This is a genomic window from Amycolatopsis sp. N2S4-7, from assembly GCF_058119595.1.
This window is the reverse complement of sequence record NZ_CP172299.1, coordinates 1,704,084-1,729,117: the sequence shown is the minus strand read 5'-3', so window position 1 is coordinate 1,729,117 and position 25,034 is coordinate 1,704,084. Positions and strand designations below refer to the sequence as shown.

At 72.0% G+C, this 25,034-nt stretch carries 17 protein-coding genes, 4 tRNA genes and 1 pseudogene; 7 read left to right on the top strand and 15 right to left on the bottom strand.

Annotated features, from left to right (window positions below):
* Positions 1–55 precede the first annotated feature (55 nt).
* The gene (locus tag ACH54P_RS07865) at positions 56–1,696 is read right to left on the bottom strand and encodes an FAD-dependent oxidoreductase (protein ID WP_489911672.1); all 1,641 of its coding nucleotides are present in this window, start codon (positions 1,694–1,696) and stop codon (positions 56–58) included.
* A 90-nt stretch (positions 1,697–1,786) separates the two neighbouring features.
* On the opposite strand from ACH54P_RS07865, the gene ACH54P_RS07860 reads away from it, so the two are divergent.
* Positions 1,787–3,478: a sigma-54-dependent Fis family transcriptional regulator gene (locus tag ACH54P_RS07860; protein ID WP_489911671.1), complete on the top strand. Its 1,692-nt coding sequence runs from the start codon at positions 1,787–1,789 to the stop codon at positions 3,476–3,478.
* Here ACH54P_RS07860 and ACH54P_RS07855 read toward each other — a convergent pair.
* Positions 3,463–5,034 carry a long-chain-fatty-acid--CoA ligase gene (locus tag ACH54P_RS07855; protein WP_489911670.1) on the bottom strand — a complete coding sequence of 524 codons (1,572 nt, stop codon included), beginning with the start codon at positions 5,032–5,034 and terminating at the stop codon, positions 3,463–3,465. The two genes, ACH54P_RS07860 and ACH54P_RS07855, sit on opposite strands and share 16 nt — an antisense overlap.
* Before the next feature lie 233 nt (positions 5,035–5,267).
* Here ACH54P_RS07855 and ACH54P_RS07850 point away from each other — a divergent pair, with 233 nt between their 5' ends.
* Entirely contained in the window at positions 5,268–7,364 is a 2,097-nt protein-coding gene (locus ACH54P_RS07850; protein ID WP_489911669.1) for a WD40/YVTN/BNR-like repeat-containing protein, read from the top strand.
* A gap of 2 nt (positions 7,365–7,366) precedes the next feature.
* Here the strand turns inward: ACH54P_RS07850 and ACH54P_RS07845 are convergent, their stop codons facing one another.
* The 4 genes from ACH54P_RS07845 to ACH54P_RS07830 all read right to left on the bottom strand — a co-directional run bounded on the left by ACH54P_RS07845 (position 7,367) and on the right by ACH54P_RS07830 (position 13,438).
* Positions 7,367–7,873 (bottom strand): hypothetical protein, encoded by a 507-nt coding sequence (locus tag ACH54P_RS07845; protein WP_489911668.1) that lies wholly within the window; start codon positions 7,871–7,873, stop codon positions 7,367–7,369.
* An 83-nt stretch (positions 7,874–7,956) separates the two neighbouring features.
* Positions 7,957–8,235 carry a DUF6881 domain-containing protein gene (locus ACH54P_RS07840; RefSeq protein WP_489911667.1) on the bottom strand — a complete coding sequence of 93 codons (279 nt, stop codon included), beginning with the start codon at positions 8,233–8,235 and terminating at the stop codon, positions 7,957–7,959.
* 14 nt (positions 8,236–8,249) lie between these two features.
* Positions 8,250–13,112 (bottom strand): RHS repeat-associated core domain-containing protein, encoded by a 4,863-nt coding sequence (locus ACH54P_RS07835; RefSeq protein ID WP_489911666.1) that lies wholly within the window; start codon positions 13,110–13,112, stop codon positions 8,250–8,252.
* Positions 13,113–13,276: 164 nt separating this feature from the next.
* Positions 13,277–13,438, bottom strand: a complete 162-nt coding sequence (locus ACH54P_RS07830) for a hypothetical protein (protein WP_489911665.1) — start codon at positions 13,436–13,438, stop codon at positions 13,277–13,279.
* Positions 13,439–13,619: 181 nt separating this feature from the next.
* Here ACH54P_RS07830 and ACH54P_RS07825 point away from each other — a divergent pair, with 181 nt between their 5' ends.
* Together ACH54P_RS07825 and ACH54P_RS07820 are read left to right on the top strand one after the other, a co-directional pair.
* Entirely contained in the window at positions 13,620–16,643 is a 3,024-nt protein-coding gene (locus ACH54P_RS07825; protein WP_489911664.1) for a DEAD/DEAH box helicase, read from the top strand.
* Entirely contained in the window at positions 16,636–17,355 is a 720-nt protein-coding gene (locus tag ACH54P_RS07820) for an SWIM zinc finger family protein (protein WP_489911663.1), read from the top strand. The genes ACH54P_RS07825 and ACH54P_RS07820 overlap by 8 nt, the downstream gene beginning before the upstream one ends.
* A 188-nt stretch (positions 17,356–17,543) precedes the next feature.
* Here the strand turns inward: ACH54P_RS07820 and ACH54P_RS07815 are convergent, their stop codons facing one another.
* Both ACH54P_RS07815 and groL read right to left on the bottom strand, forming a co-directional pair.
* Positions 17,544–17,945, bottom strand: a complete 402-nt coding sequence (locus ACH54P_RS07815) for a hypothetical protein (RefSeq protein ID WP_489911662.1) — start codon at positions 17,943–17,945, stop codon at positions 17,544–17,546.
* Positions 17,946–17,983: 38 nt separating this feature from the next.
* Entirely contained in the window at positions 17,984–19,594 is a 1,611-nt protein-coding gene (groL, locus tag ACH54P_RS07810; protein WP_489911660.1) for a chaperonin GroEL, read from the bottom strand.
* A 468-nt stretch (positions 19,595–20,062) separates the two neighbouring features.
* Here groL and ACH54P_RS07805 point away from each other — a divergent pair.
* Both ACH54P_RS07805 and ACH54P_RS07800 read left to right on the top strand, forming a co-directional pair.
* Positions 20,063–20,372: pseudogene (locus ACH54P_RS07805) on the top strand (DoxX family protein).
* Entirely contained in the window at positions 20,369–20,494 is a 126-nt protein-coding gene (locus ACH54P_RS07800) for a hypothetical protein (RefSeq protein WP_489911659.1), read from the top strand. The pseudogene ACH54P_RS07805 and the gene ACH54P_RS07800 overlap by 4 nt, the downstream one beginning before the upstream one ends.
* A gap of 60 nt (positions 20,495–20,554) precedes the next feature.
* On the opposite strand, the gene ACH54P_RS07795 is transcribed toward ACH54P_RS07800, so the two are convergent.
* From ACH54P_RS07795 to ACH54P_RS07765, 7 genes are all read right to left on the bottom strand, one after another.
* Positions 20,555–20,914, bottom strand: a complete 360-nt coding sequence (locus ACH54P_RS07795; RefSeq protein ID WP_489911658.1) for an HPF/RaiA family ribosome-associated protein — start codon at positions 20,912–20,914, stop codon at positions 20,555–20,557.
* 127 nt (positions 20,915–21,041) lie between these two features.
* Entirely contained in the window at positions 21,042–21,233 is a 192-nt protein-coding gene (locus tag ACH54P_RS07790) for a hypothetical protein (RefSeq protein WP_489911657.1), read from the bottom strand.
* Positions 21,234–22,205: 972 nt separating this feature from the next.
* Positions 22,206–22,577: a DUF742 domain-containing protein gene (locus ACH54P_RS07785; protein WP_489911656.1), complete on the bottom strand. Its 372-nt coding sequence runs from the start codon at positions 22,575–22,577 to the stop codon at positions 22,206–22,208.
* A gap of 866 nt (positions 22,578–23,443) precedes the next feature.
* Positions 23,444–23,518 (bottom strand) — tRNA-Val (locus tag ACH54P_RS07780).
* Position 23,519: 1 nt separating this feature from the next.
* Positions 23,520–23,590 (bottom strand) — tRNA-Cys (locus ACH54P_RS07775).
* 24 nt (positions 23,591–23,614) lie between these two features.
* Positions 23,615–23,687, bottom strand: a tRNA-Gly gene (locus ACH54P_RS07770).
* A 111-nt stretch (positions 23,688–23,798) separates the two neighbouring features.
* Complete coding sequence (locus tag ACH54P_RS07765; RefSeq protein ID WP_033293569.1) at positions 23,799–24,224, bottom strand: SsgA family sporulation/cell division regulator; 426 nt, start codon at positions 24,222–24,224, stop codon at positions 23,799–23,801.
* Positions 24,225–24,616: 392 nt separating this feature from the next.
* Between ACH54P_RS07765 and ACH54P_RS07760 the strand changes: the two genes are divergently transcribed.
* Positions 24,617–24,688: transfer RNA gene (locus tag ACH54P_RS07760), tRNA-Val, on the top strand.
* Positions 24,689–25,034: the final 346 nt, after the last annotated feature.

The window sequence follows — 25,034 nt, the reverse complement described above, 5'->3', positions numbered from 1 at the left end:
CCGGCCGGGCGCCGGACATCCGGTGCCCGGCCGGCGGCGGCCCGCCCGGGGCCGGTCAGGCCTGGTCGACGGCGTGGGCGGCTCGGTAGGCGAACGCGATGATCGGCCCGAGGGTCGCGCCACCCGCCCAGTAGGCGCGCCCCGACGCGGAAGCCACGCAGTTGCCCACACCGTAGAGGCCGGGGATCGGGGCGCCGAGGTCGTCCAGCACCCGCCCGTCCGGATCGGTGCGCGGGCCGCCCTTGGTGTCCAGGGTGCCGCCCGTGACCAGCGCGGCGTAGTACGGCCCGGAGGTGCTGATCGGCCACATGGTCGGGTTGGCGCGGCCGGGCTCGTCCTTCACCGGGCCGTTGAACACCAGCTGGATCGCGGTCTCGCCGCGGGCGAAGTCCTCGTCTTTCCCTTTCGCTGCGAACGTGTTGAACCGGTCGATCGTCCCCGGCAGGTTCGCGGCGAAGTCGTCGGCGAGGGTGAAGCCGCCGGTTTCCGCGGCGAGGGACGCGAGCCGCTCGCGGATCTTCGCGGTGAGTTCGCCGAGGGTCGGTGCCGTGAGCACGTGCGTGTCGTCGACGCCCGGCGGGACGATCAGGCGGCCGTACTCGCCGCTGGCGGAGTGGTCCTGGCTGCGCTGGTCCCAGAGCTGGACGAGCACCAGGTTCGGGTAGCTCCCGGTGGCCGGGTCCCAGTGGAAGAACGTCCGTGCGGCCTCGTTGTAGGGCAGCTTCTCGTTGGTCACGCGTTCGCCGTGCCGGTTCACGAAGATCATCGAGTCGCCGGCCACCGAGAACATGCCGACCAGGTCGGGCCGCCCGACCTTCTCCAGCGGCACCGGGCACATCCAGGCGTGGTTCATGGTGCCGAGCTGGGTGCCCAGCGTCGAGGCGATGCGCAGGAAGTCGCCCTCGTTGGTGATCGCCGCGCACCCCGGGTAGGCCGGGACGCCGAGGTGCTCGCGACGCAGCCGGTCGTCGTGGGTGAAGCCGCCGGTCGCGAAGACGACGCCCTTGCGCGCGAGCACCCGCACGGTGTCCCCGGCCGCGGTCGTGGCCTCGACCCCGGCGACGCGGCCGCCGTCGAGGACGAGCCGCTGGACCCGGTGTCCCGTGCGCACGTCGACGCCGTCGCGCGCGGCCGCTCCGGACATCTGCTCGACCGCGCGCACCCCGCCGTCGGACATCGATTCCCGAGCGTCCGCGGGCACCAGCACGCGGCCGGTCGGCGCCTTGTCCTCCGGCAGCTCCGACCAGTAGTCCGGCACGTCCGGGCAGTGCCGGTAGGTCAGCGCCCCGCGGTCGGCGAGCAGCTCGGCGGCGGGGCTCGCGCTGGTGTGGATGGCGCGCACCATGGCGGCTTCCCACTCGGTCAGCCCGGCCGTCGGGCTGCCCGGGTCGTACCGGGTCGGCTGGGAGAGGCGCGCGACGTAGCGGAGGAAGTCCTCGAACCGGTCCTCGATGCCGAGGGCGCGCATGGGCTCGTTGTCCGGCACCCAGTACCAGAACGCGGCCTTGCGGGCCGTGCCGCCGAGCTCGGGCGCCTTCTCCAGCAGGACCACGTCGTTGCCGAGCCAGCGGCTGAACAACGCCGTGGGCAGGCCGCCCCCGCCACCGCCGACCACGACCACGTCGGTTTCGACGTCCGCGGACGTGAGCGGCGCGGGCCGGGCACTCTCCCGGCGGGCTACGGAATCTGTCGTCATGCCCTCACCTTGACGAGTCCGCACCCCGCGCGGTTGTCTCACAATGAGACAGCGGGGAGCAGTCCGGTGACCACAATGGAGTGACCACGGATGAGCTACGAGATCGACACGCGGGACGGCGTCGCCCGCCTTCGGCACGCCAGGGAACGCTTCCTGACCGACCGGCGCCTGCCGGCGGACCTGCCCGCGTGGTTGTCCGCGGCGTGGCGCCGGTCGTGTTTCGCCGAACTGGACGTCACCCGAGACCACGTGCCCGCCGTTCCCGTCTCGCTGGAGACCCCGCTGGTCCGCGCCGCGACCCCGGTGCTGGCCCCGCTCGCCGAAGACCTCGCCGGGCTCGGTGCCGCGCTGGTGCTCAGCGACCGGCACGCCCGCGTCGTCGGCTGCTGGGCCGGCCGGGACGCCGTCGGCGCCCACCTCGCCCGCATCGGCACCCGGCTGGGGACGGACCTGTCGGAGCGCTCCACCGGGACCAACGGGATCAGCCACGTCCTGGACACGGGCGGCCCGTGCGTGGTCGGCGGGCCCGAGCACCTCTTCGAGCTGTACCAGGACACCGTGTGCGCGGGCGCCCCCGTCACCGACCCGGTCACCCGGAAGATCACCGGCGCGGTCGCCGTGGTGTGCGGGCTCGATGCGCCGCTGCGGGTGCTGCGCGCGATCACGACCACGGCGACGGGGGCGATCGAGCGCGAGCTGGTGCACGCCGCGTCGGCGCACGAGCACCGCCTGCTCGAGGCCTACCTGCGAGCCGGGCCCGGCCGGTACCCGGTCGCCGTGCTGGACGGCCGGACCAGGCTCGTCAGCGACGCCGCCGCCGGGCTGCTGCGGCCCCGCGACCTCGACACCCTGGAGTCCTGGGCGCTCGAGGCGGCGAGGGACGGCGCGCTGCCGACCACCGAACTGACCTTCGACCACGGGGTGAAGGTCCACCTCCACCCGGCGGTACCGGGGGACAGCCGGGGCGTGCTGGTCGTCGTCGACCCGCCCCGGCCGCGTGCGGGACGCCGGAGTGCCCGGCTGTCGCTCTTCGCGGACGCGGGACTGTCCGGCAGCTCGCCCGCCTGGCGCTCGCTGGAGCGGTCCGTGGCGCGGGCCGGCGTCCGGCCGGTGCTGCTGCTCGGCGAACCGGGCGTGGGCAAGACCGAAATCGCCCGGGCGGTGCTCGGCGACCCCCTCGTCCTCGACGCGGCGGACGTCGACAGCTGGCTGGAGGAGGTCGCGAAGGCGCTCGTACGACCTGCGGTGCTGCTGCGTCACGTCGAACGCCTGCGTCGCAGCCTCGCCGCGCGGCTCGCCGCTCTCCTCACCGAGGCGCATCCCGCGCGGGTGATCGCGACGTGCACCACCGGCACCCGGCCGGCCAGCGCGGAGGCGCTGCGCACCGGCTGGTCGCCGGTCGAGATCCTGGTGCCCGGCCTGCGCGAGCGGACGGCCGACATCCCCGAACTGGCGCGGCGGTTCGGTGGCGTCCACCTCACGCAGGACGCGCGCGCGACCCTGCAGCGCCACGACTGGCCGGGCAACCTCACCGAGTTGAAGGCCGTGATCGCGGCGGCGGCCGCGGAGGCCGCCGGACCGACCGTCAGCGCGCATCACCTGCCGGGACGGCTGCGCTCGTCACCGGCGCACCCGCGCCTGACCCGGCTGGAAAAGGCCGAGCGCCTGGCCATCTCCGAGGCGTTGCGCACGGCCGACGGCAACCGCGTCCAGGCGGCGGCCCTCCTCGGCATCGGCCGCGCGACGCTCTACCGCAAGCTGCGGCGCTACGGGCTCGGCTGACCCGCGACCGGCATCGTCGTGTAGGCGATCTCCCGCCCCACGCGTTCCCAGAGCACGTCGGGGCAGTTCAGGCCCTCGGCGGAAAGCCGCCGCTTGACGACCTTGAACGTCGACGTCCGCGGCAGTTCCCGGACCGTGCGCACGTACCTCGGCACCTGTTTCGGTCCGAGATCAGGCTGGTCGGCGAGGAAACGGCCGAACCCCGCGGGGTCCAGTGGAGTGCCGTCGGTGACGATGGCGGCCATCACCCGGTCCCCGGTCACCGGGTCGGGCACCGCGTAGACGGCGGTGTCGGTGATCGCGGGGTGGCGCAGGAGGATGCGTTCGATCGGTGCGGTGCCGAGGTTTTCCCCGTCGACGCGGAGCCAGTCGCCGAGCCGCCCGGCGAAGTAGCAGAACCCCTCGGCGTCGGCGTAGGCGAGGTCGCCGGTGTGGAACCGGCCGTCGCGCAGCCGTTCCGCGTCGGCTTCGGGGTCGCGGTAGTACCCGGCGAACCAGCCGGCGCCGGTCGTGTTGACCAGTTCGCCGACGGCTTCCCCGGCGTTGACCAGGTGGCCTTCGGCGTCGAACTCGGCCGGCGGGCACCGGCGGCCGGTGTGCGGGTGCAGGATGGCCACGTCTTCGGCCGGCTTGCCGAGCGAGCCGGGCGGGGTGTCGTCGGTGCGGGCGAACCCCACGCCGCCTTCGGTGGAGCCGAACGCGTCGACAACCTTGCAGCCGAAGCGTTTCTCGAACGCGGCCAGGTCGGCGCTCGCTCCTTCGTTGCCGTAGACGAGGCGCAGGGGGTTGTCCGCGTCGTCCGGGCGCGGGGGCGTGGCGACCACATAGGACAGTGGCTTGCCGACGTAGTTGGCGTAGGTCACGCCGAACTTCCGCACGTCGGGCAGGAAGCCGGAGGCGGAGAACCGGCGGCGCAGGGCGATGCCCGCGCCCGCCGCGAGCCCGACCGCCCAGCCGGCCATGATGGCGTTGGAGTGGAACATCGGCATCGCGACGTACACGGTGTCCGATGTGGACAACCCGAAGCGCTGGGCGAGCATCGCGCCGGGAAAGGCGATCTTCCCGTGGGTGCAGCGCACGGCCTTCGGGTCGCCGCTGGTGCCGGAGGTGAAGATCAGCATGAGCAGGTCGTCCGCCGACGCGGGGACGGGATCGATCGGCTCGTTCGCCGGCGGCCACGATTCCAGGTCCCGCACGTCGAGGTCCAGTCCCGCCAGCAGGGGCCGGTACTTCCGCTCGGCGAGCACGAACTGGCAGTCGGCGAGCCGGACGTCCCGCGCGAGGGCTTCACCGCGCCGGGTGGGATTGAGCCCGACCAGCACCGCGCCGGCGAACGCGCAGGCGCCCAGGAGGATCGAGAACGCCGGTGTGTTGTCGGCCAGGACGCCGACATGCGGTGGCTTGTCCCAGTTCAACGTCTCGCGGAGGTCGGCCGCGCGGCACGCCGAAGCCCGGACGTGCTCGGCCCAGGAGTAGGTCTCGTCCTCGAACAGCAGGCCGGGACGCTCGTCCTCGGCGCGGGCCAGCAGCAGCTCGGTCACCGTCGGGACGCTCATCCACGCACCTCCAGCGCCGGGCAGAAGTGAAACACGTTCTAGTTCTACCACGGTGACCGCGACGGTGGCCACCGGCCGCTTGTTACGGCTTCCGGACTCTCGGCGACTTACAGCTTGACCGCCGCGTCGATGCGGGAAAGGCAGGCCGGACCATGGTCAGTGAAAAAATTACCGTCGCGTCGGATCCGGGCCGGCCGGGCAAACGCGATTTCCCGTCGACCGCCCCCGATTCGGTGACCACGCACAAAGCCCGGAGCGCCTGGTTCCAGGCGCGGGAAGCCTGGCCGCAGCGCGAGGCACCGGTCGAGCTGCTGGTGCGCGCCCGGGCGGAAGCCCGGGTGCCCGAGGAGGCGGCGACCGAGTGGAAGGCGGTCGGGCCGTCCGACATCGGGGGCCGGATGACCAGCGTCGTGTGCCACCCGCATGATCCGGACCGGCTGTGGGCGGGCGCGGCCGGCGGCGGCGTCTGGCGCAGCTCCGACGGCGGCAGGACCTGGTCGACCCGGTGGCACGGCGAGCCGTCGCTGAACATCGGCTCGCTCGCCGTCGACGCGCGGAATCCCGACGTCCTGTACTGCGGAACCGGGGAGGCGAACCTGTCGGCCGACTCGCACGCCGGCGTCGGGGTGTTCCAGTCCCTCGACGCGGGGGACACCTGGCAGCTGCTCGCCCCGTCGGACACCACCGGCCTGCCGAGGCGAATCGGCGCGCTGGCCGTCGACCCGTTCGACTCCCGGCACCTGGTCGCCGGCGGCGTCAGCCACGTCCGAGGCGAGGCCGCCGGTCTGTTCACCTCGACCGACGGCGGCCTGACCTGGACGCGTCAGCCGCTCGTCGGCGCGGCGCCGTACTGGTGCCACGCCGTGCGTTTCCACCCCGCGCAGCAGGGGCTGATCTTCGTGACGATCTCGGCGAACGGCTCGCCCAACGGGATCTGGCGGTCCGGCGACGGCGGGGGCAGCTGGCAGCACCTGGCCGGCGGCCTGCCCGACCCGGACCTCGCCGGCCGCACGTCGCTCGCCCTGGCGCCGTCGAATCCCCAGGTGGTCTACGCCCTGGTCGAAAGCGGCGGCAAGGTGCTCGACGTGTACCGCAGCGACAACCTGGGCGACGGGTGGAAGGCCGTCGGCGGCCCCCACTTCGCGGACGAGCGGCAGATGTCCTACGGCAACACGATCGTCGTCCACCCGGAGAACGCCGACTGGGTGCTCTGCGGCGGGGTGGACCTGCACCGGACGACCGACGCCGGCGGGAAGTGGGAGCAGGTGACCCACTGGAACGCCGAACGGGGCACCGCGCAGTACGCGCACGCCGACCACCACGCGCTGGCCATGCCCGCCGGGCGGCCCGGCCTGGTCTACGACCTCAACGACGGTGGCATGGACGTCAGCGCGGACGGCGGGACCACCTGGGAGAACCGGAGCAACGGGCTGGCCACCAACATGTTCTACGACCTCGAGGTGGCCGCGGACACCGGCGGCTTCATCGCCGGCGGGGCCCAGGACAACGGCACCCTCGCCACGCTCGACGGCACGGCCGACGGCTACTTCGAGCTCACCGGCGGCGACGGCGGCTGGGTGGTGATCGACCGCGCCGACGCGAACCACCTGTTCACCACCGCGCAGCACATGCTCGTGTTCCGGCACCGCTCGAGCGACGGCTGGAAGCGGGTGTCACCGCCGGAGGACGACCCGGTCAAGCCGTGGATGGTGTTCGTGGCGATGGATCCCGCCACCGGCACGACGCTGTTCACCGGCTCGAACCGGGTGTGGCGGACCACCGACGACGGCGACACCTGGAGCCCGGTGTCGCCGGTGCTCGACGGCAGCGACATCACCACGATCGACATCGCCCGGGCGGACAGCAGGCGGGTCTACGTCGGCACCGAGAACGGCGGCGTGTTCCGCACCGCCGACGGCGGCGCCACGTGGAGCGGAAACCTGGCGAGCACCGTGCTGCCCGGCCGGACCGTCACCCGGGTGGCCAGCCGCGCCGACAACGCGGACGTGGTCTGCGCGACGGTCGCCAACTTCGGCAACCGGCACGTCTTCCGCTCCGCGGACGGCGGGCTGACCTGGGCCGACATCGACCGCGGCGACCTGCCGGACGCGCCGCTGCTGTCCCTGGTCCTGCCCGCGGCCCACCCGGGCCGGATCTACGTCTGCGGCGACGCCGGCGTCTTCCGGTCCGACGACGAGGGCGCGACCTGGTCGAACCTGACCGGCACGCTGCCGAACGTGACGGTCGTCGACCTCGTCTACCACGAACACGACCGCACGCTGACCGCCGCGACCTACGGCCGGAGCATCTGGCAGTCGCCCGTCGACTGAAGTCAGCCGTCGTGCCGGTCGCCGAACCACTTCGCCCGTTCCGCGATCACGTCCGGGCCCTCGCCCACCCGGGGGCCCGGCGTGATCCTCGGGCGGGTGCCGGCGATCCGGAACAGCGGAAAGGAATCCACCGGCGCCGTTCCGACGTCGACCCGGCCCGCGTCGGCGGTCAGGCCCGCCGGGGCCGCGCCCTCGGGCACGGCCACCCGCACGGCCGCCGGCGGCTCGCCGACGACGTCGAGCAACCCCGCGACGACCGCGCTCTCCACGGGGTCGACGAACAGCACCTGCCGCACGGCGGGGGACAGACCGGTCGCGGACAACGGCTCGCGGCCCTCGGCCAGCCGTTCGGCGGGCAGCAGGATCGCGCGTTCCCCCGACGGCGTCCGCAGCCGCCGGGCCTCGACACCGGCCGCGCGCGCGGCCGCGTCGGCGAGCTCGAGCGGTCCGGGCTTCCGCCCGGCGGGCTCGAACGTCTCGACCGGTGCCCACTGAGGACCGGCTGCCATCGCACCTCCCAGGCGGTCGAGCGGACGCTCACGACGCCCGGGAACACCGTAACGCCCCGCGCGGGGTACCGGCCGGGTGTCCGTCAGCCCTCCGTGGCGCGCGTCCACATGCGTTCGAACTCCGCCGCGTCGATCACGGCCGGGGTCAGCGCACCCTGAACGGCGATCTCGTCGAACGACGGGAGCGGTACCTCGCTGAGCCCGGTGCGGCCGGTCGAGCGCCAGTCGTCGGCGTAGTACAGCGTGCCGTCGGGGAAGACCTCGACCTTGCGGACCTCCCAGCGGTCGTCGTCGAGTTCGCTGTAGATGTCCACCGGGGCGTCGGCGGCCTCGTGCCGCCAGCGCACGTGCAGGTAGTCCATGTCGGGTCTCCGGTTCAGCGTTGCCGCGGCGGTCGCGGGCGGGCCGCGTCGCCCCAGTCTTCCTGGCCCATGCTGCTGCCGAGGTGGGGCCCCGGCGGGTTCGGGCCGTGGCTGACGTGCGCGTCGCCGATCTCGACCGGCCGGGGGTTCGGGTGGTTCGTCGGCTGGTCGTTGTGGTGCACCACGTAGACGTCCGGCCGGTGGTCGGACTGCGAGATCGTGTACCCCTGGCTCTCCAGCGCGGACGGGCTGACCTCGATGTGGTGCGTGAAGCTCGCCCCGGAGCCCGGGTTGAGCACCAGCGCCTGGGACAGCCCTTCCTGCGACAGCTGCCCGGGCGCGATGTTGGTGAAGTAGCCACCCGATCCGTACCGGGCGTGCGAGCCGACCAGCGGGTTGTCGGGCGTGCCGTGGGTCCACGCCGAGGGCCGCACGTGGCCGCTGCCCATGATGCCGTTCATGCCGGCTTCGTTGGTGTAGTGGAAAAGGCTGCCGTTCGGGTTGTCCGGCGTGTGCGGCACCGTCGCGTGCGGGGTCGTCGGCAGCGGGTTGTCGTAGTACGGCGGGGGTGGCCGGTTGCCGGTGCGCGGTGGCCGGCTCGGCCCGCTGGTGTTGCCGTTGCCGCCACGGCCGTTGCCGCGGTTGTTCCCGCCGCCACCGCGGTTACCGCCGCCGCCTCGGTTGCCGCCGCCGGAGCCGGACGCGGCGTCGGCGCACGGCGTGAGACCCGAGGGGTCGATCCACGCCAGCGGGTTGGCCACGTACGCCTGCGGGTTCGGCCCGCCGGCCAAGCCCAGCGGGTCGACGCTGAGGTAGCGCGCGGTGCCCGGGTCGTAGTAGCGGTGGTAGTTGTAGTGCAGCCCGGTTTCGGCGTCGAAGTACTGCCCGGGGAACCGCAGCGGGGTCACGTCCGGCGTGGTGGCCAGCGGCCGGCCCCAGATCGACTGCGGCTGCTGGCGGGCGATCACGCCGTCGAGCCGCACCAGTTCCGTCGGCGTGCCGACGACGTCGGTGATGATCGCGTAGTACTGCTGGTCGAGCACCTGCCGGAAGCCGTCCGGGCCGAGCAGCCGCTCGATCTGCACCAGCGGGAGCTCGCTGCCGGGCTCGACGTCCCAGCTCAGCAGCCGCCGTTGCCGGGTCGCGGTCAGCCGGTGCTCCTCGGCCAGTGCCGCGCCGTCCCAGGTGAAGTCGGTCTGCTCGGCGACCGTGCCGTCGGCCGCGAGCCGCTGCTTCGCGACCCGCCTGCCCAGCGGGTCGTAGCGGTAGCGCCAGCGCTGCCCGTCGGGTGTCGTGACGCCGGTGAGCCGGTCCTCGGCGTTCCAGGTGAAGCGCCAGACCTGCGGCCGTCCGTCGAGCCCGGGCGCGGTGCGCTCGACGAGCCTGCCCTGCCGGTCGTGGGTGTAGCGGGCGGCGCCGGCGCCGGTGATCCGCGTGCCCGCGTACGTCCGGGGCCCGGCGAGCGCGTCGGGGACGGCGCCCGCCTGGACGCCGGTCACGTTGCCGGTGCTGTCGTAGCTGTAGCGCTCGGCGTGCGCGGGGCCGGTGACCGCGCTGATCCGGCCCACCGGGTCGAGCTCGAACGACCGCGTCCCGGCCGCGGCGTCGTGCGTCGCGACGAGCAGGCCGTCTTCGCGGTAGTCGTAGGCCCGCCGGTGCACCAGTGCGCCGCCGGGGCCCGCCACGGTCTGCGCGGCGAGCCGGCCCGCGGAGTCCCAGTGCCGGCGCAGGTCCGCGACGCCCCATTCGCGCTGGACCTCACGGCCGGCCGCGTCGCGGCGCAGGCTCATCATCTGCCCGCCGACCCGCAACCCGACCGGCGCGTCGGCCGCGTCGTAGGCCCACTCGCTGACCAGCCCCGACGGCAGCGTGCGCCGGGTCCGCCTGCCGAGCACGTCGTACTCCGACCGCACGGTGCGGCCGTTGCAGGATTCGGTCAGCACCCGCCCGAGCGCGTCGTAGGTGAAGGTGACGTCGGCGTCGGCGTTGACCGCGCGCAGGAGCCGGCCCGCCGCGTCGTAGGTCCAGCGGGTCACCTCCGCGCCGGCGCGCTGCTCCACCACCCGGCCGAGCGCGTCGCGGGTGAACTCGAGCGTCTCGCCGGCGCCGTTCGTGCGGCTGGTCAGGTTCCCCGCCGCGTCGTAGCCGTAGCGCAGCACCCGCCCGTCGAAGTCGGTCTCCTCGACCAGGTTCCCCGCCGCGTCGTGGGTGTACTCCCACCGGCGCCCCTGCTCGTTGCGGACCGAGACGAGCCGCAGCTCGGTGTCGTGCGTGAACTCCATCCGGCTGCCGTCCGGCGCGATCCGCGCGGACGGCAGGTCGAACCCCCCGACCTCGTGCAGCGTCCGCGCACCGGTGGCGTCCCGGTGCTCGCGCAGGTTGCCCTCGCCGTCGTAGGCCCAGTGCTCGGTGCCGCCGCCGGGGCGGGTCATGCGCAGCGGACGGCCTTCGACGGTCCAGGCGTAGCGGGTGGTCTCCCCGGCCGGGCCGGTTTCCGCGACCAGGCGGCCGAAGGCGTCGTACTCGAACGTCCGCACCGCGCCGGTGGGCCCGGTGATCGACTGGGTCAGGCCCCGCGCGTCGGAGACGATGGTGGTCCGCCCGCCGGCCGGGTCGACGATCGTGGCGAGGTTCCCCGCGCCGTCGTAGCCGTAGGTCGTGCGGGCGCCCGCCGGGTCGACCGACGCGACGAGCTCACCGCGCTCGCCGTACTCCCGCGTCGTGCGCGCCCCGTCGACGTCCACGGTGAGGACGGGCCGGTGCCGCTCGTCGTACCGCGCGGAGTCGCCGGTGCCGTCGGGGTAACCGACCGCGACCAGGTCGCCCGCCTCGTCGTGGGTGTAGGTCGTGGTGCCGCCGAGCTCGTCGGTGCGGGCCAGCAGCCGGTGGTGCCGGTCCCACTCGTAGCGGACCTCGTGGCCGAGCGGGTCGACCTCGCGGCTGACCTGCCCCCACTCGGTGAAGTGGTAGGTGATGACCGCGCCGAGCGAGTTCGTCGCGCGGGTGACGCGCGCGGCGGTGTCGTAGTCGAAGGTGTAGTCGAGGTACCCGCCGTCGCCTTCGGTGCGGACACAGCGGCCGGCGTGGTCGTAGTGGTAGCGGTAGGAGACGCCGTTGCGGTCCTCCCAGGAGGTGATCCGCCCGTCGGCGTCGTAGCCGAAGCGCAGCGGCCGGCCGGAGGAGTTGACCACCTCGACGAGGCGGCGGGCGTCGTCGTAGCGGTAGCGGACCAGCGGGAGGCCGGCCGGGGTGCCGTCCGGCAGCCGGGCGCCGCCGGCCAGGCTGAGCCCGGTGACCAGGCCGCCGGTGGACTCGACGGCGAGCAGGTACCCGCCGGAGTGCCCGATGGTCCGCAGGACGCCGTTTTCGTCGCGGTGGAAGTCGATGCGGGGGCCGGAGCCGCGCAGCACGGCGGTCACCGGCAGCTCCGGACCGCCGGTCGGCGCGAAGAGCAGGGTCTGCGACAGCTCGGGCATGGTGACGGTGAAGCCGCCGTCCGCGGTGCGGGCCAGCGGCCAGCGCGGCCCGAACTCGGGCAGCACCGAGCCGGTGGCGCCGGGCAGCGGGTAGGTCATCAGCGCGCCGTCCTCGGCGGCGAAGCTGACTCCCTCGTCGTCGATCTCCAGCCGCTGGTCCAGGGTGGACGCCCAGGTCGGGCCGAACGACCGGCCGCAGCGGTAGTCCGACAGGTGCGTGCGCGAGACGATCAGCGGGAGCGCGGCGCGCAGCTCGACGTCGGTCTGGGGGAGGAACATCCGCCCGCTCGCCACGTCGATCGGGTCACCGCAGTCGGGCAGGTCGCGGGTGGGCGTGGAGTTGTGCGGCGGGTTGCCGTTGCCGTCCCGGATGCCGCCCTTCGCGCCCGACGTCGTGGTGGAGTCCGACGCGCCCTTGCCCGGCGGCGGCGTGCTGCCCGGGGTGTGGTTCGGCGCGTTGTCCGGCGTCTTGGGCGGTGGGTCGCTCTTCGGCGGGGTGTGGTCCCCGGAGGGCGTGGTGGAGTCGCCACCCTTCGGGGGCGGCGAGTGGTCACCGGACGGAGTCGTCGAGTCACCGCCGTGGGGCTTCGGGGCCTTCGGCGTGCCGTCGATGGGGCCGACCTTCGGCGGCGCGGACACCTTGCCGCCGGTCTTGAGGTTCTTCAGCGCCTTCGCGGCGTCGGAGAACAGGTCCCCGGCGCGCTTCAGCAGCGGGACCAGCGCCTTCAGCGCCGTGACCAGCCGCTTCACCAGATCGGCGATCTTGGAGGCGGTCTTCGCCACCGCGCCGATCACCTGCGGCACCACCCAGGTGAGCCCGATGCCGAGGGTGAACACGACCTGCAGGGCCCAGCTGATCAGGTGCCCGATCAGCTCGGCGATGATGTCGCGCACCAGGGCCCGCACCGCGGCCACGACCTCACCCGCGGTCTTCACGCCGCTCGAGGCGCCTTCGCAGCCCTTCTGGGCGGAGCCCAGCAACGCCACCGCGTCCTGGGTCCGCTGCCGGTACGCGTCCGCCGCCGGCCCGGTCCACGACTGCAGGTCGGTCCGCACCATGTCGCCCAGATCCGTGCCCACGGCCTGCAGCTCGCCCGCGATGTTCTTCCACGTCTCGGACTGGGCCGCGATCTCGTCCGCGTTGCCGGTCAGGCCGTCGAGCGCCTGCTTCAGCGGCCCGACGTGCTCCATCAGCCACGCCACCCCGGCGGCCAGGATCGCGCCGAACGGGTCCATCGCCATGGACAGGGCATCCAGCGCGGTGCCCACCGCCCCCATGGCGACCGACGCCCAGTCCCCGCTCTCGATGGCCGACTTGAGGTCGTTCGCGCTCTCCAGCAGCGAAATACCCGTGTAGGGCTTGGTGGAGTCCTGGGCCTGCGCAACGAGCGGGTTGGTCACCCGATCATGCTATCCGGCCCCCGCCCGGGCCGGTCCCGGTCCCGGCCGAACCGCGATCTTCGCCAAGGGGTCTTTTGGTCCGAATCGGACAGAGGCGGAGAAACCGCCGGGACCCGGGAAACCGGCGTCGGCCTGTTCTCCACTGTGGACGGTCACGGCCGCCGTCAGTGCCGGCGGCCCAGTGCCTCGCGTTTGACGAACCCGATCACCCCGGTCGCGACGAACAGCACGGCGCCGACGATGATCAGCCAGAACAGCCCCTTGATCACGATGCCGAGCACGACGAGCACGGCCCAGATCACGAGCAGACCGATGAGAAGTCCCATGACGGTTCCCTTCCGAAAGTTCAGGAGGGATACCCGGCACGCGGGTGTTCTACCCGCCGAAGTCACCCGATCGAGCGCGGCCCGCCACCACGCCCCTCACGGGAGGGTCTCGGCGGTGACCGTTGCCTCCGACGTGCGACGATCTGCGGGGAACCCGGATCGGACGAAGGAGCCCCCGACCTTGCCCTCGGTGCACGCGCTGTGGTCCCCGGGCCGGGGTCTGCTGCTCTGGGCGGAGCACGACCGGGGCCCGGCGGGCACGTCGAGCCGTTCCGCGCGGATCGCGCTTCCGCATCCGTTCGCGGTCTCGAGCGCGAAGCTGACCGCTCTGCACCCCGGAAAGCCCACCTCGGCGACGTTGCTGCTGCCGTCGCGGGCGAACCGGCCGCTCGCCTCCGCCGAGTTCGCGGCGGGCGGCAGACGGCGTGGCTCGGCGCCGACGTTGCGGCCGTGGTCGGTGCCGGCGCTGGTCGTGGACGCGACCGAGCTGGACGACCTCGACGACTCGGCGTCCTACGGTTCTTCGGTCGCCTACCTGCGCGCGGTGGCCCGGCTGGCCGCGGATCTGGTGGGGCGCGGGCGGGTGCTGCCGACGCTGGTCCGCCAGGGCGACGCGGCGGAGGCCCGCTGGCGCCCGGTGCTGCAGGGCGTGGATTTCGTCGCGTTCGACGCCCTGGTCGCGGCCATGCCGCCGGTCGGGCGGGCCGAGCAGCTCGCGCCGCTCACCGGGGCCTCGCCGCGCGTGCTCGTCACCGATGCCCTGCACACCCTGGTCGACGCGGCGGTCCGGGACCGGCTGGCGCGGGCGGATCCGCCCGTCGACCTGCGCGGGGGCCGGGGCGCGGCCGGGGTGTGGCTGTCCGCCCTGCAGGACGGCGACCCCCGCGTCGAGCTGCCGCTGAGCGAACTCGGCGTCCTCGCCGACGCCGTCGCGAAGTGGGACGAGGTCGCCGACACCGACGTCGTCGACGGCCGGGCGTGTTTCCGGCTGGCCGAGGCCGGCACCCTGCGTCGGCCGGCCGAGGACGACCCCGACGACCAGACCGGTGACGGCACCAAGTGGCAGCTGCAGTTCCTCCTGCGGGCGACGGCCGATCCGAGCCTGCTGCTGTCGGCGGGGCAGATCTGGTCGGGCGAGGCGACCGGGCTGGTCCGGGATCCGAAGGGGCTGTTCGTCGCCGAACTGGGCCGGGCCGCGCTGGTGGAACCGATGCTGGCGCCGGCGTTGCGCCGGACCCAGCCGTCCGAGTACGACCTGACCGTCGAGGAAGCCGAACGGTTCCTCACCGCGGGCGCCACCCGGCTGGTCGAAGCCGGATTCGAAGTGCAGCTGCCTGCCACCTGGGACGGCAGGCGCCGGCTCGGGCTCCGCCTGTCCGTCCGCAGCACGCCCGCCGAGCAGGTCGTCGCCCGCAGCCGGGTCGGCCGCGACGAGCTGGCCGCGTTCCGCTGGTCGGTCGCGGTCGGCGACGACGAGATCGGCGAAGAGGAGCTGGCCAGGCTCGTGGCGGCGAAGACGCCGCTGGTGCGGCTGCGGGGCCGGTGGATCAGCGTCGACGCCGACCGGCTCCGCGCCGGTCTCGAGTTCCTGCGCCGCGACCCGCACCGGCAGACCCACCGCCCCAGCGCGGCCGAGCTGCTGGAGCTCGTCCACCTCGCGCGGGAGACGCCGCTCCCGGTCACCGACGTCAGCGCCGAGGGCTGGGTCGGGGACGTCCTGGCCGGGCGGGTCCACCAGGCGCTGCAGCCGGTCGCGTTGCCGCCGTCGTTCCGGGCCACGCTGCGCCCCTACCAGCAGCGGGGGGTCGCCTGGCTGGCGTTCATGTCGGCGCTGGGCCTCGGTGCGTGCCTGGCCGACGACATGGGCCTCGGCAAGACCGTCCAGACGCTGGCGCTCGAGGCCGTCGAGCGGGCGGACGACGACAGCCGGCCGACGTTGGTGCTGTGCCCGATGTCGCTGGTCGGCATGTGGCAGCGGGAGGCGGCGACCTTCGCCCCGGGCCTGCGCGTCCACGCCCACCACGGCAGCGCCCGCGCGCACGGGGACGCGCTCGCCGAGCGGGTCGCCGCGGCCGACCTCGTCGTCACGACCTACGCGACCGCCGCCCGGGACGCCGACGAGCTCGAGACGTTCACCTGGCGGCGTCTGGTGCTCGACGAGGCCCACGCCATCAAGAACGCCGACACCGCGACGGCCAAGGCGGTGCGGCGGTTCACGGCCGGGCACCGGCTCGCGCTGACCGGCACCCCGGTGGAAAACCGGCTGGCGGACCTGTGGTCGGTGCTGGACCTGCTCAACCCCGGGCTGCTCGGCGGCCGGTTCGAGTTCCGGCAGCGGTTCGCGGCCCCGATCGAGCGCAGCGGCGACACCGCCACGGCTGCCGCTCTCCGCCGGCTCACGCAGCCGTACCTGCTGCGCCGGGTGAAGACCGACCCCGCGATCGTGCCCGAGCTGCCGGAAAAGATCGAAATCCGGCAGGAATACCGGCTCACTCGCGAACAGGGCACGCTGTACAGCGCGATCGTCGACGAGATGATGAAGAAGATCGAGAACAGCCACGGCATCAAACGCCGTGGCAACATCCTCGCCGCGATCACGAAGCTCAAGCAGGTCTGCAACCACCCCGCGCACCTGCTGCACGACGGTTCCCCGATCGGGCGCCGCTCCGGAAAAGTCATCCGCCTCGAAGAGATCCTGGCGGAAATCCTGGCGTCGGGGGATCGGGTGCTGTGCTTCACGCAGTACACCGAATTCGGCCACCTGCTCGTTCCCCATCTCTCGGACCGGCTCGGCGCCGAAGTCGCGTTCCTGCACGGCGGCCTGGCCAAAGGGGCGCGGGACGCGATCGTGGAACGCTTCCAGTCCGGCGACGGGCCGCGGATCCTCCTGCTGTCGCTCAAGGCGGGCGGCTCCGGGCTCACGCTGACGGCCGCCAGCCAGGTCCTGCACCTGGACCGCTGGTGGAACCCGGCCGTGGAGAACCAGGCCACCGACCGGGCGTTCCGGATCGGGCAGGGGCGCACCGTCCAGGTCCGGAAGTTCGTCTGCCCGGGCACCATCGAGGAACGCATCGACACCCTGATCACCAAGAAGCGCGCGCTCGCGGGAATGGTCGTCGGCGAGGGCGAAAGCTGGCTCACCGAACTGTCCACGGACGCGCTGCGCGGGGTGCTCGCCCTGGGGGAGGAGGCGATCGATGACTGAGCCACTCCCGTGGTGGCCGACCCGGTTCATCCGCGCGTCGACGGCGATCGGCGTCCTCCTGCCCGCGAAGGGCCAGGGGAGTGTCGTGTCCCTGGAGGTCGGTGCCGGGCGTGTCGACGCCTCGGTACAGGACAGCCGCCTTTACCAGGTGAGAATCGGCCTGACGGCGTTCGGAAAGACGGACTGGGCGGCGATCACCCATGCGCTCGCGGCGAAGGCGTCGACCACGGTCCTGCTGCTCAGCGGCGAGCTGCCCCGCGACGTCGAAGAGACCTTCAAAGCGGTCCGGCTGCCGTTGTTCCCGTCGTCGGCGCGGGAGGTGTCCCTGGACTGCACCTGCCCGGCCGACGAAGTGCCGTGCGGCCACCTGAACGCCGTGTTTACCGCGCTCGTGGCGCGGGTCGGCGAGGATCCGTTCACCATTTTGGCTCTGCGGGGGAGAGACCGTGAAGCGCTGCTCGAGGAGCTGAAGAACCGCCTCATCGCCGCCGAGCCGTTCGATCCCGACGACAGTTCCCCGGCCCTGACCGAAGTAATGAACACGTTCTTCGACTGCGGCCCAGCCCCCGGCCTGAACGGCGCGCCGCCATTACACACGCCGCGAACACCGTTCGACGCAGTGCTGGCCCAGGCCCCACCATTCACCATCACGGCGGACGGCGAAGAAGTCGCGGAACTCCTCCGCCCGGCGTACGAGGCCCTCGCCGACTGAGCAAGGGAGGGCACAGCCCGATCTCCACCCGGAACGCCACGATGGATCGGTCCTTTCCCGCCGGCACCCCGAGCGTCGACAGCACCGCGTCCCGTGCGTCACCGAACGGGGATGGCGGCGCGGTGAGACAAACAGCGGCCCAGGCCGAAGGGCCCGGACCGCTGTCTTCCGTACGGGCCGCCGCTTCGTCAGCCGACCAGAACGTCTTGCCGTGCCGGAGTGTCGCTCCCCGCGACGTCGGCCTCGTCGGCGAACGAGGCAAAGGTGAACCGGATGCTTCCCGCGGCCGGTGACGGCGTGATGATGCCCGCGGTGTCCGGCCGGTCCAGGCGGGCGAGGAGCCGGGCGAGCTCTTCCGGCGCCCCGACCGGTTCGGCCGGGGTCTGGGCGAGCGTGCGGTGGAGGATGCCGATGTCCCAGCCACTCCCGCCCGTGCCGCTGCCCGCGGGGAGGGCGACGGTGGCGTCCAGCAGCCACCGCGACGTCTTGCCGGGAAGCGACGGCGTGGCGTGCGAGGTCAGGCCGACAACCTGGTCGGCGCGCAGGAGGCCGTCGCTGAGGGTGCGGATCCAGACTTTGTTCAGCCCCATGGGTTTCCTCCGTTCGTCAGGAGCGGCGGGGATCGTCGTCAGAAGTCCATGTCGCTGGCGGGCGCCGGGTTCTTGTCCTCGGGCTTGTCCGCGACGACGGCTTCGGTGGTCAGGAACAGCGCCGCGATGGAAGCGGCGTTCTGCAGCGCGGAGCGGGTGACCTTCGCCGGGTCGATGACGCCGGCCGCGACGAGGTCTTCGTAGGTCCCGGTCAGGGCGTTGAGGCCGTGGCCGGCGGGGAGGCTCTTCACCTTGTCGGCGACGACGCCGCCCTCGAGGCCGGCGTTGATCGCGATCTGCTTGAGCGGGGCCTCGACGGCCACCTTGACGATGTTCGCGCCGAGCGCTTCGTCCCCGGACAGGCCGAGCCCGTCGAGCGCCTCACGGGCGGCCTGGATCAGGGCCACGCCACCACCGGCGACGATGCCCTCTTCCACGGCGGCCTTCGCGTTGCGCACCGCGTCCTCGATGCGGTGCTTGCGCTCCTTGAGCTCGACCTCGGTCGCGGCGCCAGCCTTGATGACGGCCACGCCGCCGGCCAGCTTCGCGAGCCGCTCCTGCAGCTTCTCGCGGTCGTAGTCCGAGTCCGAGTTCTCGATCTCGGCGCGGATCTGGTTGACGCGACCCTGGATCTGGTCGGCGTCGCCCGCACCCTCGACGATGGTCGTCTCGTCCTTGGTGATGACGGCCTTGCGGGCCTTGCCCAGCAGGGACAGGTCCGCGTTCTCCAGCTTGAGGCCGACGTCCTCGGAGATGACCTGGCCACCGGTCAGGATCGCGATGTCCTGCAGGATCGCCTTGCGGCGGTCACCGAAGCCCGGCGCCTTGACGGCGACGGACTTGAAGGTGCCGCGCATCTTGTTGACGATCAGGGTGGCCAGCGCCTCGCCCTCGACGTCCTCGGCGATGATCAGCAGCGGCTTGCCGGACTGGATGACCTTCTCCAGCAGCGGCAGCACGTCCTTCACGCCGGAGATCTTTCCCTGGTGCAGCAGCACGTACGGGTCTTCCAGCTCGGCTTCCTGACGCTCCGGGTCGGTCACGAAGTAACCGGAGATGTAGCCCTTGTCGAAGCGCATGCCCTCGGTGAGCTCCAGCTCCATCCCGAAGGTGTTGCTCTCCTCGACGGTGATCACGCCGTCGCGGCCGACCCTGTCCATCGCTTCGGCGATCAGCTCACCGATGGTGCGGTCGGCGGCCGAGATCGACGCGGTCGCCGCGATCTGGTCCTTGTTCTGCAGCTCGACCGCCGACTTCAGCACCTGCTCGGCCACCACGTCGGTGGCCTTCTCGATCCCGCGCTTGAGCGCGATGGGGTTCGCGCCCGCCGCGACGTTGCGCAGGCCCTCCCGGACCAGCGCCTGGGCCAGCACGGTCGCGGTCGTCGTGCCGTCGCCGGCGACGTCGTCGGTCTTCTTGGCGACCTCCTTGACCAGCTCCGCCCCGATCTTCTCCCACGGGTCTTCGAGCTCGATCTCCTTGGCGATGGAGACCCCGTCGTTGGTGATCGTGGGCGCACCCCACTTCTTCTCCAGCACCACGTTGCGGCCCCGCGGGCCCAGCGTGACCTTCACCGTGTCGGCGAGGCTGTTCATGCCGCGCTCGAGACCGCGGCGGGCGTCCTCGTCGAACGCGATCATCTTCGCCATCGTGGCCGTCCTCCACATCCGAACACGCACGTCGGCACCGGACCGGCACCCCTCCAGCCCGTTAGCACTCAACGGAGAAGAGTGCCAAATCCGATTTAGCACTCGTCACGGCGTCGCCGCAACCATCACCGGGGTGAAAGACGCGAGTGCCTTCAGTCCTCGAGCCGGCAGTCGTCGGCACCGTTCTCGTCTCGATGAGCGGTCCGGGCGACGCGCTCCAGCAACGTCCGCAGCTGCTGTTCTTCGGCGGGGTCCAGATCGGCCAGCGGCTGTGCCTCCGCCCTGCCCAGCCGCTCCCGGGCCGGGTCAGCAGGCCTTCGGCTTCGAGGTCGTCGAGGAGGTAGGTCCTCACGGTCTTGTTGAGCGTGAGCTGCCGGGCGAGCGCGAGCTGGGAGCGGGCGGCCTCGAGACGACGGCCATCAACACCAGGTAGCCCCGGGGCCACCGGGCAGCGCGGCGACGGAGCTGGTGGCGTCCGGCGAACGCGCCCGACACCACCCGGCCGCCGGCTTCCTCTTCTCCGGCGTCTTCAAGCTCGTTCAGCCGCGCGAGAAGTACGTCGCGGCGCAGCCTTGGGCCGAGAACGCGCCGCGCTGGGCGCCGCACGCGATCGGCGTGCTGGAGATCCTGGGCGCCGTCGGCCGGGGTCGCGCCGGTTCTGGTCCCGTTCGCCGCGACCGGCCTGGCTCTGGTGATGGCCGGCGCCGTGGTGCTGCACCTGCGGCGGGGGGGCCCGCGCTGGCGCCGAGCGGGGTGCTGCCCACGGCCACCGGCATGAACTGGCTCCCCGGGGTGCAGCCCGTCGAGGCGGGCGCCGCGCCGATCGTCCGGGCCGCGCGGTTCACCGCGGCGGATCCCACCGGCACCTTCCTCGACGCGACCGGAGTTTCTCCGTGGTGAACGAGTATCCGTGGTCAACCTCGGAGCGCCACGAAGATCCCGGCCGCGAACCGGGACTCCTCATCTCGGCCCGTCTTCTGTCATGTGCCGGATGGACTCCCCGCCCTTGCGGTGGTCCGCCCGCCCGGACTGGGTCTCGAGCACGCTTTCGAGCTTGCGGATGGCGCCGTGGCAAGCCTCGTCCACCGAGCCCGCGTGGTGGGTGACCGCGACCGTCGGCCTGCCTTCCGGGCGTGCCTCGATCACGCACCGCCGGTCCACGCTCGCCGCACCCGTCGAGACCTCGTCACTCAGGTGGACTTCCAGGCGTGTGATGTGGCCGCTGAACCGCGACAGCGTCGACTGGAGTTCGGCCTCGAGCCGCTGGATCAGTTCTTCGCTGCCGTGGACGTTCTTGTCCGTGCTGATCTGGATCTGCACGCTTTGTCCCTTCGAAGGCCGGTCCGGCTCGCCGCCGTGTTCAGGTGAGCCTGCTTGCCCGGGGACGGGGGCGCCAGACGACACGCTCCCGCAGCCTGCTCGCTCCTCGGCCGGCATCGCAGTGGCGTCAGACCGTCGTGACCTTGCTCTTGTCGTAGAACCTCACTTCCCCGGTGGCGGGGAAATGGACGCCGACGCAGTAAACGTGGGCGTTGCCGGAGCCGAAGCTTTTGCCCTCGTCGACAACCAAGCCGGTATCTTCACGGTCGAGGACCTTCACCCGCCGCGGCTCTTGTCGTTCTTCGTTTGCGAACTGCATGTCGTCTCCTGTTCGAAGAGCCGTGCGTGGGCGGTTGCACACTACGTGATCCCCGCGCCCCCGCGGAACAACGTCGGCCGGGAATCCCCGCCCGGCGGTGTGACACCCCGGGCCGCTGGTGGCGGTCTTCAGTTCGGGGGTGCGGAGCTTGACCGCTCGGCCGGATCCGGATCGAGCGAGGTCGGGCTGCCCCGTCGACCATGGCGCGTACGGACGCGTCGGTCGTGTCGGTCCGGATGGCGAGCACCTCGCCGTAGGGCTGGCGGCGGCTGCGTCCAGCCGTTGACGGTCGCGGGCGGCCAGCGCCCCTCCGCCAAGAGTCCGGGCGACCGCGAGCCCGATCCCGTGCGATCCGCCGGGTGCACCGCGAAGACAGAGATCCGTGGTCAGCCTTTCGAGCGTCGGGAAATTCCGGAGGGAGGATGTCATCGACGCCACCGCGGAGGCATCCGCGCGATGCAGGCCGGCCAGGATTCCCGGACCGCCGCCGGAGTGTCCACAGTGCACTTGCCGATCAGGCCGCGAGCCCGGCCGAGCCCGGACCCGCGATCCGGACGAAGGGCAGCTCGTAGGTGAGGCCGTTCTTCAACGGGGAACGCCAAATCGTGCGGTGGGGGACCAGATAAGCAGAATCGGCTCCGCTTCTGCGGCACGAGTACGACTCGCGAGAAGCGTGGTCTACAAAGGAGGATGGCCGAGCGATGATCATCACCGGGCGGTCAATCGTTCCGGTCTGCGACCGTGAGACCCCGGCGATGGTGCACCTGGTTGTCGATGTGCTCGAGGAGCCGCGGCTGGGTCGGCCCGCGGGAGGTAACCCGGCACCCTTGCCGCCCCGGTCCAACGGACAGGACGGCGGACCGCCCGGCGTAGCCCGTGTGCCGCGATAAGGCTGCCGATAACGCCGTAGCGCCGCCTTCAACGCGGCCACGCCGCACACCTCGTCCGGCTGCGGTGTTGCGGCGATAGTGGTTACGTCATTGCGTGAAGACCACGAAGAACCCGCTGCATGAAGTCGATGCTGGGACGATCGCCGGGGGCCAGCTGCGTGTCTTGGACGACTACCAGACCACGATCGGCGAGGTCGGACACCAGGACCCGTGCGACGCCCAGGGGAATTCGTCGATACGCGGCGATTTCCGCGACCGATTGCGACGAGCGGCACAGGAGGCAGATCGCGGCCTCTTCGCGGGAGCAGGCGTGCTCCGGAGTACGGCCTCGCTCGGTTGCCGCAATGAGCGTTTCGACGGGGAGCGTACGCGTGGGCCGCGTACGGCCATGGGTGCGGAAGTATGGACGGACAAGATCGGCCGTGCCCGGGTCGAGCCCTAACGCCGGCTCCACATCGGCTCCTCACTGGCAATTGTCGACTGCCGGAAATATTTGTCGGTCGATCAATCGTCAGCAATCGACCGAACGGGTAAAGAGCTGGTAACAGTCGGTGGCTTCGCCCGCTTGGCCGGTCGGGGTGTTTGCTGTGGCTGTCCAGCGTGGCGTTGAGCTGCTCGTCGCGGAAGAACGCGCTACGGGCGACGTCGCCGTCGTCGGACAAGCGGAATTCCAAGATCCCGTGGAGCCGGACACTGAGTCGTGCTCGGTGTTAGGCCAGTAGGGCGGTCCGGGCGGCGATACTGGTCGCCAGGGTGCATCCAGCACTCGAGCGCAGGCATCGCGCTCAAGCCCGGCCGGGCACAGACGAGCTGCTTCGCCGAGCCGACCGGGAAGCAGGTGAACCGGTTCACCCCGACCTGCCTCAGCAGGTCGAGTACTCGGGCGTTGCGCCTCTACGAGATGGGGCCGGGGGAGGCCGGGTTCGTGCTGTGCCTGATGGCCGTCTACACCGGCGCCCGATGGGGTGAACTTGTCGGACAGCGGCGGCACGAGCACGACTCCGAGAAACGCGGGATCGAGATCCGGACACCGGTGAAGGAGGTTGGCGGGAAGGTCTACAAAGGAGGCCGGAAGATCGATGATCATCACGCGGACGGCAAGAACCGTCCGCGACCCGCCGCGGGAACACCCGGCCGAAGAAGGGGCGGACCAAACCGCCTGCAGGAACTCGGTTCGTGGCGCTGCCACCGGGGATCGCGGTGCTGTACGAGGAGCTGATGGACTGCTACCGGGAACCCGGCGCGGGTCCCATCGCCAGCTGAACGACTGAAGCCCTGCCCCTCCGAGGAGGGACAGGGCTTCAGACCTGCAGTTTCAGGTGGTGCGCGATACTGGGATTGAACCAGTGACCTCTTCCGTGTCAGGGAAGCGCTCTCCCGCTGAGCTAATCGCGCGAGGTGGAGACGGGATTCGAACCCGTGTACACGGCTTTGCAGGCCGTTGCCTCGCCTCTCGGCCACTCCACCGTGCCAGGCCTCGAGAGCCTACCGAGCGGATGACGGGATTCGAACCCGCGACCCTCACCTTGGCAAGGTGATGCGCTACCAGCTGCGCTACATCCGCACTCCTCAGCTCCGGGAGGTTGTTCCCCGTCGCCGTGGTGTGTGAAAACCATATCGGACCCCGAAAACGGCGGTGACACCGGGGTGTCACTCCGCCGTTGCGTGCCCGTCATCAGGCCAAATCGTGGGGGATGAGGTGGGTGAGCGCGTCGTCGACGTCGACCCACAGGTGCTCGTTGCCCGGGAGGACGACGTCGTACGTGCGGTCGAGGAAGTCGGCCAGCTCCTGGGCGGACGCCTCGAACATGGCGTGCCCGGACGGCGAGTTCAGCTCGATCAGCACGGACTCGGGGTCTTCGACGGAGGGCCGGATGCGAACGTCGCCGTCGCCCGCGTCGGCCAGGAGGCCGTCCGCGAGGAGGTCACGTGCGTACACCCACTCGACCCAGCCGGCGCGGCCGGTGCGGAAGGCGGCGACAACCGCGTACGGGTCGCGTGTGTCGTAGCGCAGCTCCACCTTGACCGGAACCGCGGGAGTCCGCGGCGCCAGCAGGTCGAAGACCGCCGTCGAGCGGAGCGTCACGTGATCGTTGCGCATCGTCCTACCCTTCGTCTCCCTTCCCGGCCCGGCCCGGCCGAGGGCATCACCACTAGGACGCATCAGGAGGCCGATTCCGTCGCGGGTGCGCCGCAGATCACCCGTCCGGGCTCATCGGCCCCCGTCTGTCGCCCGTGATCACCCACGGCGCGCAGCTGACCGGCGCGCCCCGTGGGGCCCACGCGTCCATACTGCGCGGTTTAGTCGCCAGGCGATAGCACCGTCGCACGGATGTCGAACGTGGCGTCAGGCGGCCCCCGGTCGCCACAACCCCGGCTAGCTCGGGGTTGTTCGTTCCGTACTCGCCGGTAAGCGGAGTGTGGTCGGCCAGGACCACCCGTTTGCAGGCGTCCTGAAGTCGTACGCTAGAGTTCTTCACAACACCGCGTGGGGGGCGATTAGCTCAGCGGGAGAGCGCTTCGTTCACACCGAAGAGGTCACTGGTTCGATCCCAGTATCGCCCACGCGAGAGTCGAGAGCCCTGTTCGCCGAAAGCGCGAACGGGGCTCTCGCTTTGTGTCGGCCGGGGCCGGACCCCCAGGTCGAGCCCGCATTCGCCCAAAGCCTCCCGGTCGGGCCGAACCGGAGTGAACGATCCGTTCGGATCATCCGTATGAGCTGGTGAGAGCAGTTCGCGCCCGGGCCGCCGGTGCCCGCTGAACCTGCTTCCGAAACCTGCCGCCGCGGCGGTCTTCTGTCGAACGGTGCCCCGCGGGAGGTCCGCATGTGATCCTCGGCACTCGACGCCGGTCCCGGACGGCCGGACCGCCGCCGCGTGACCGGTGGGCACCCGGATCCCCGACGGCGCCC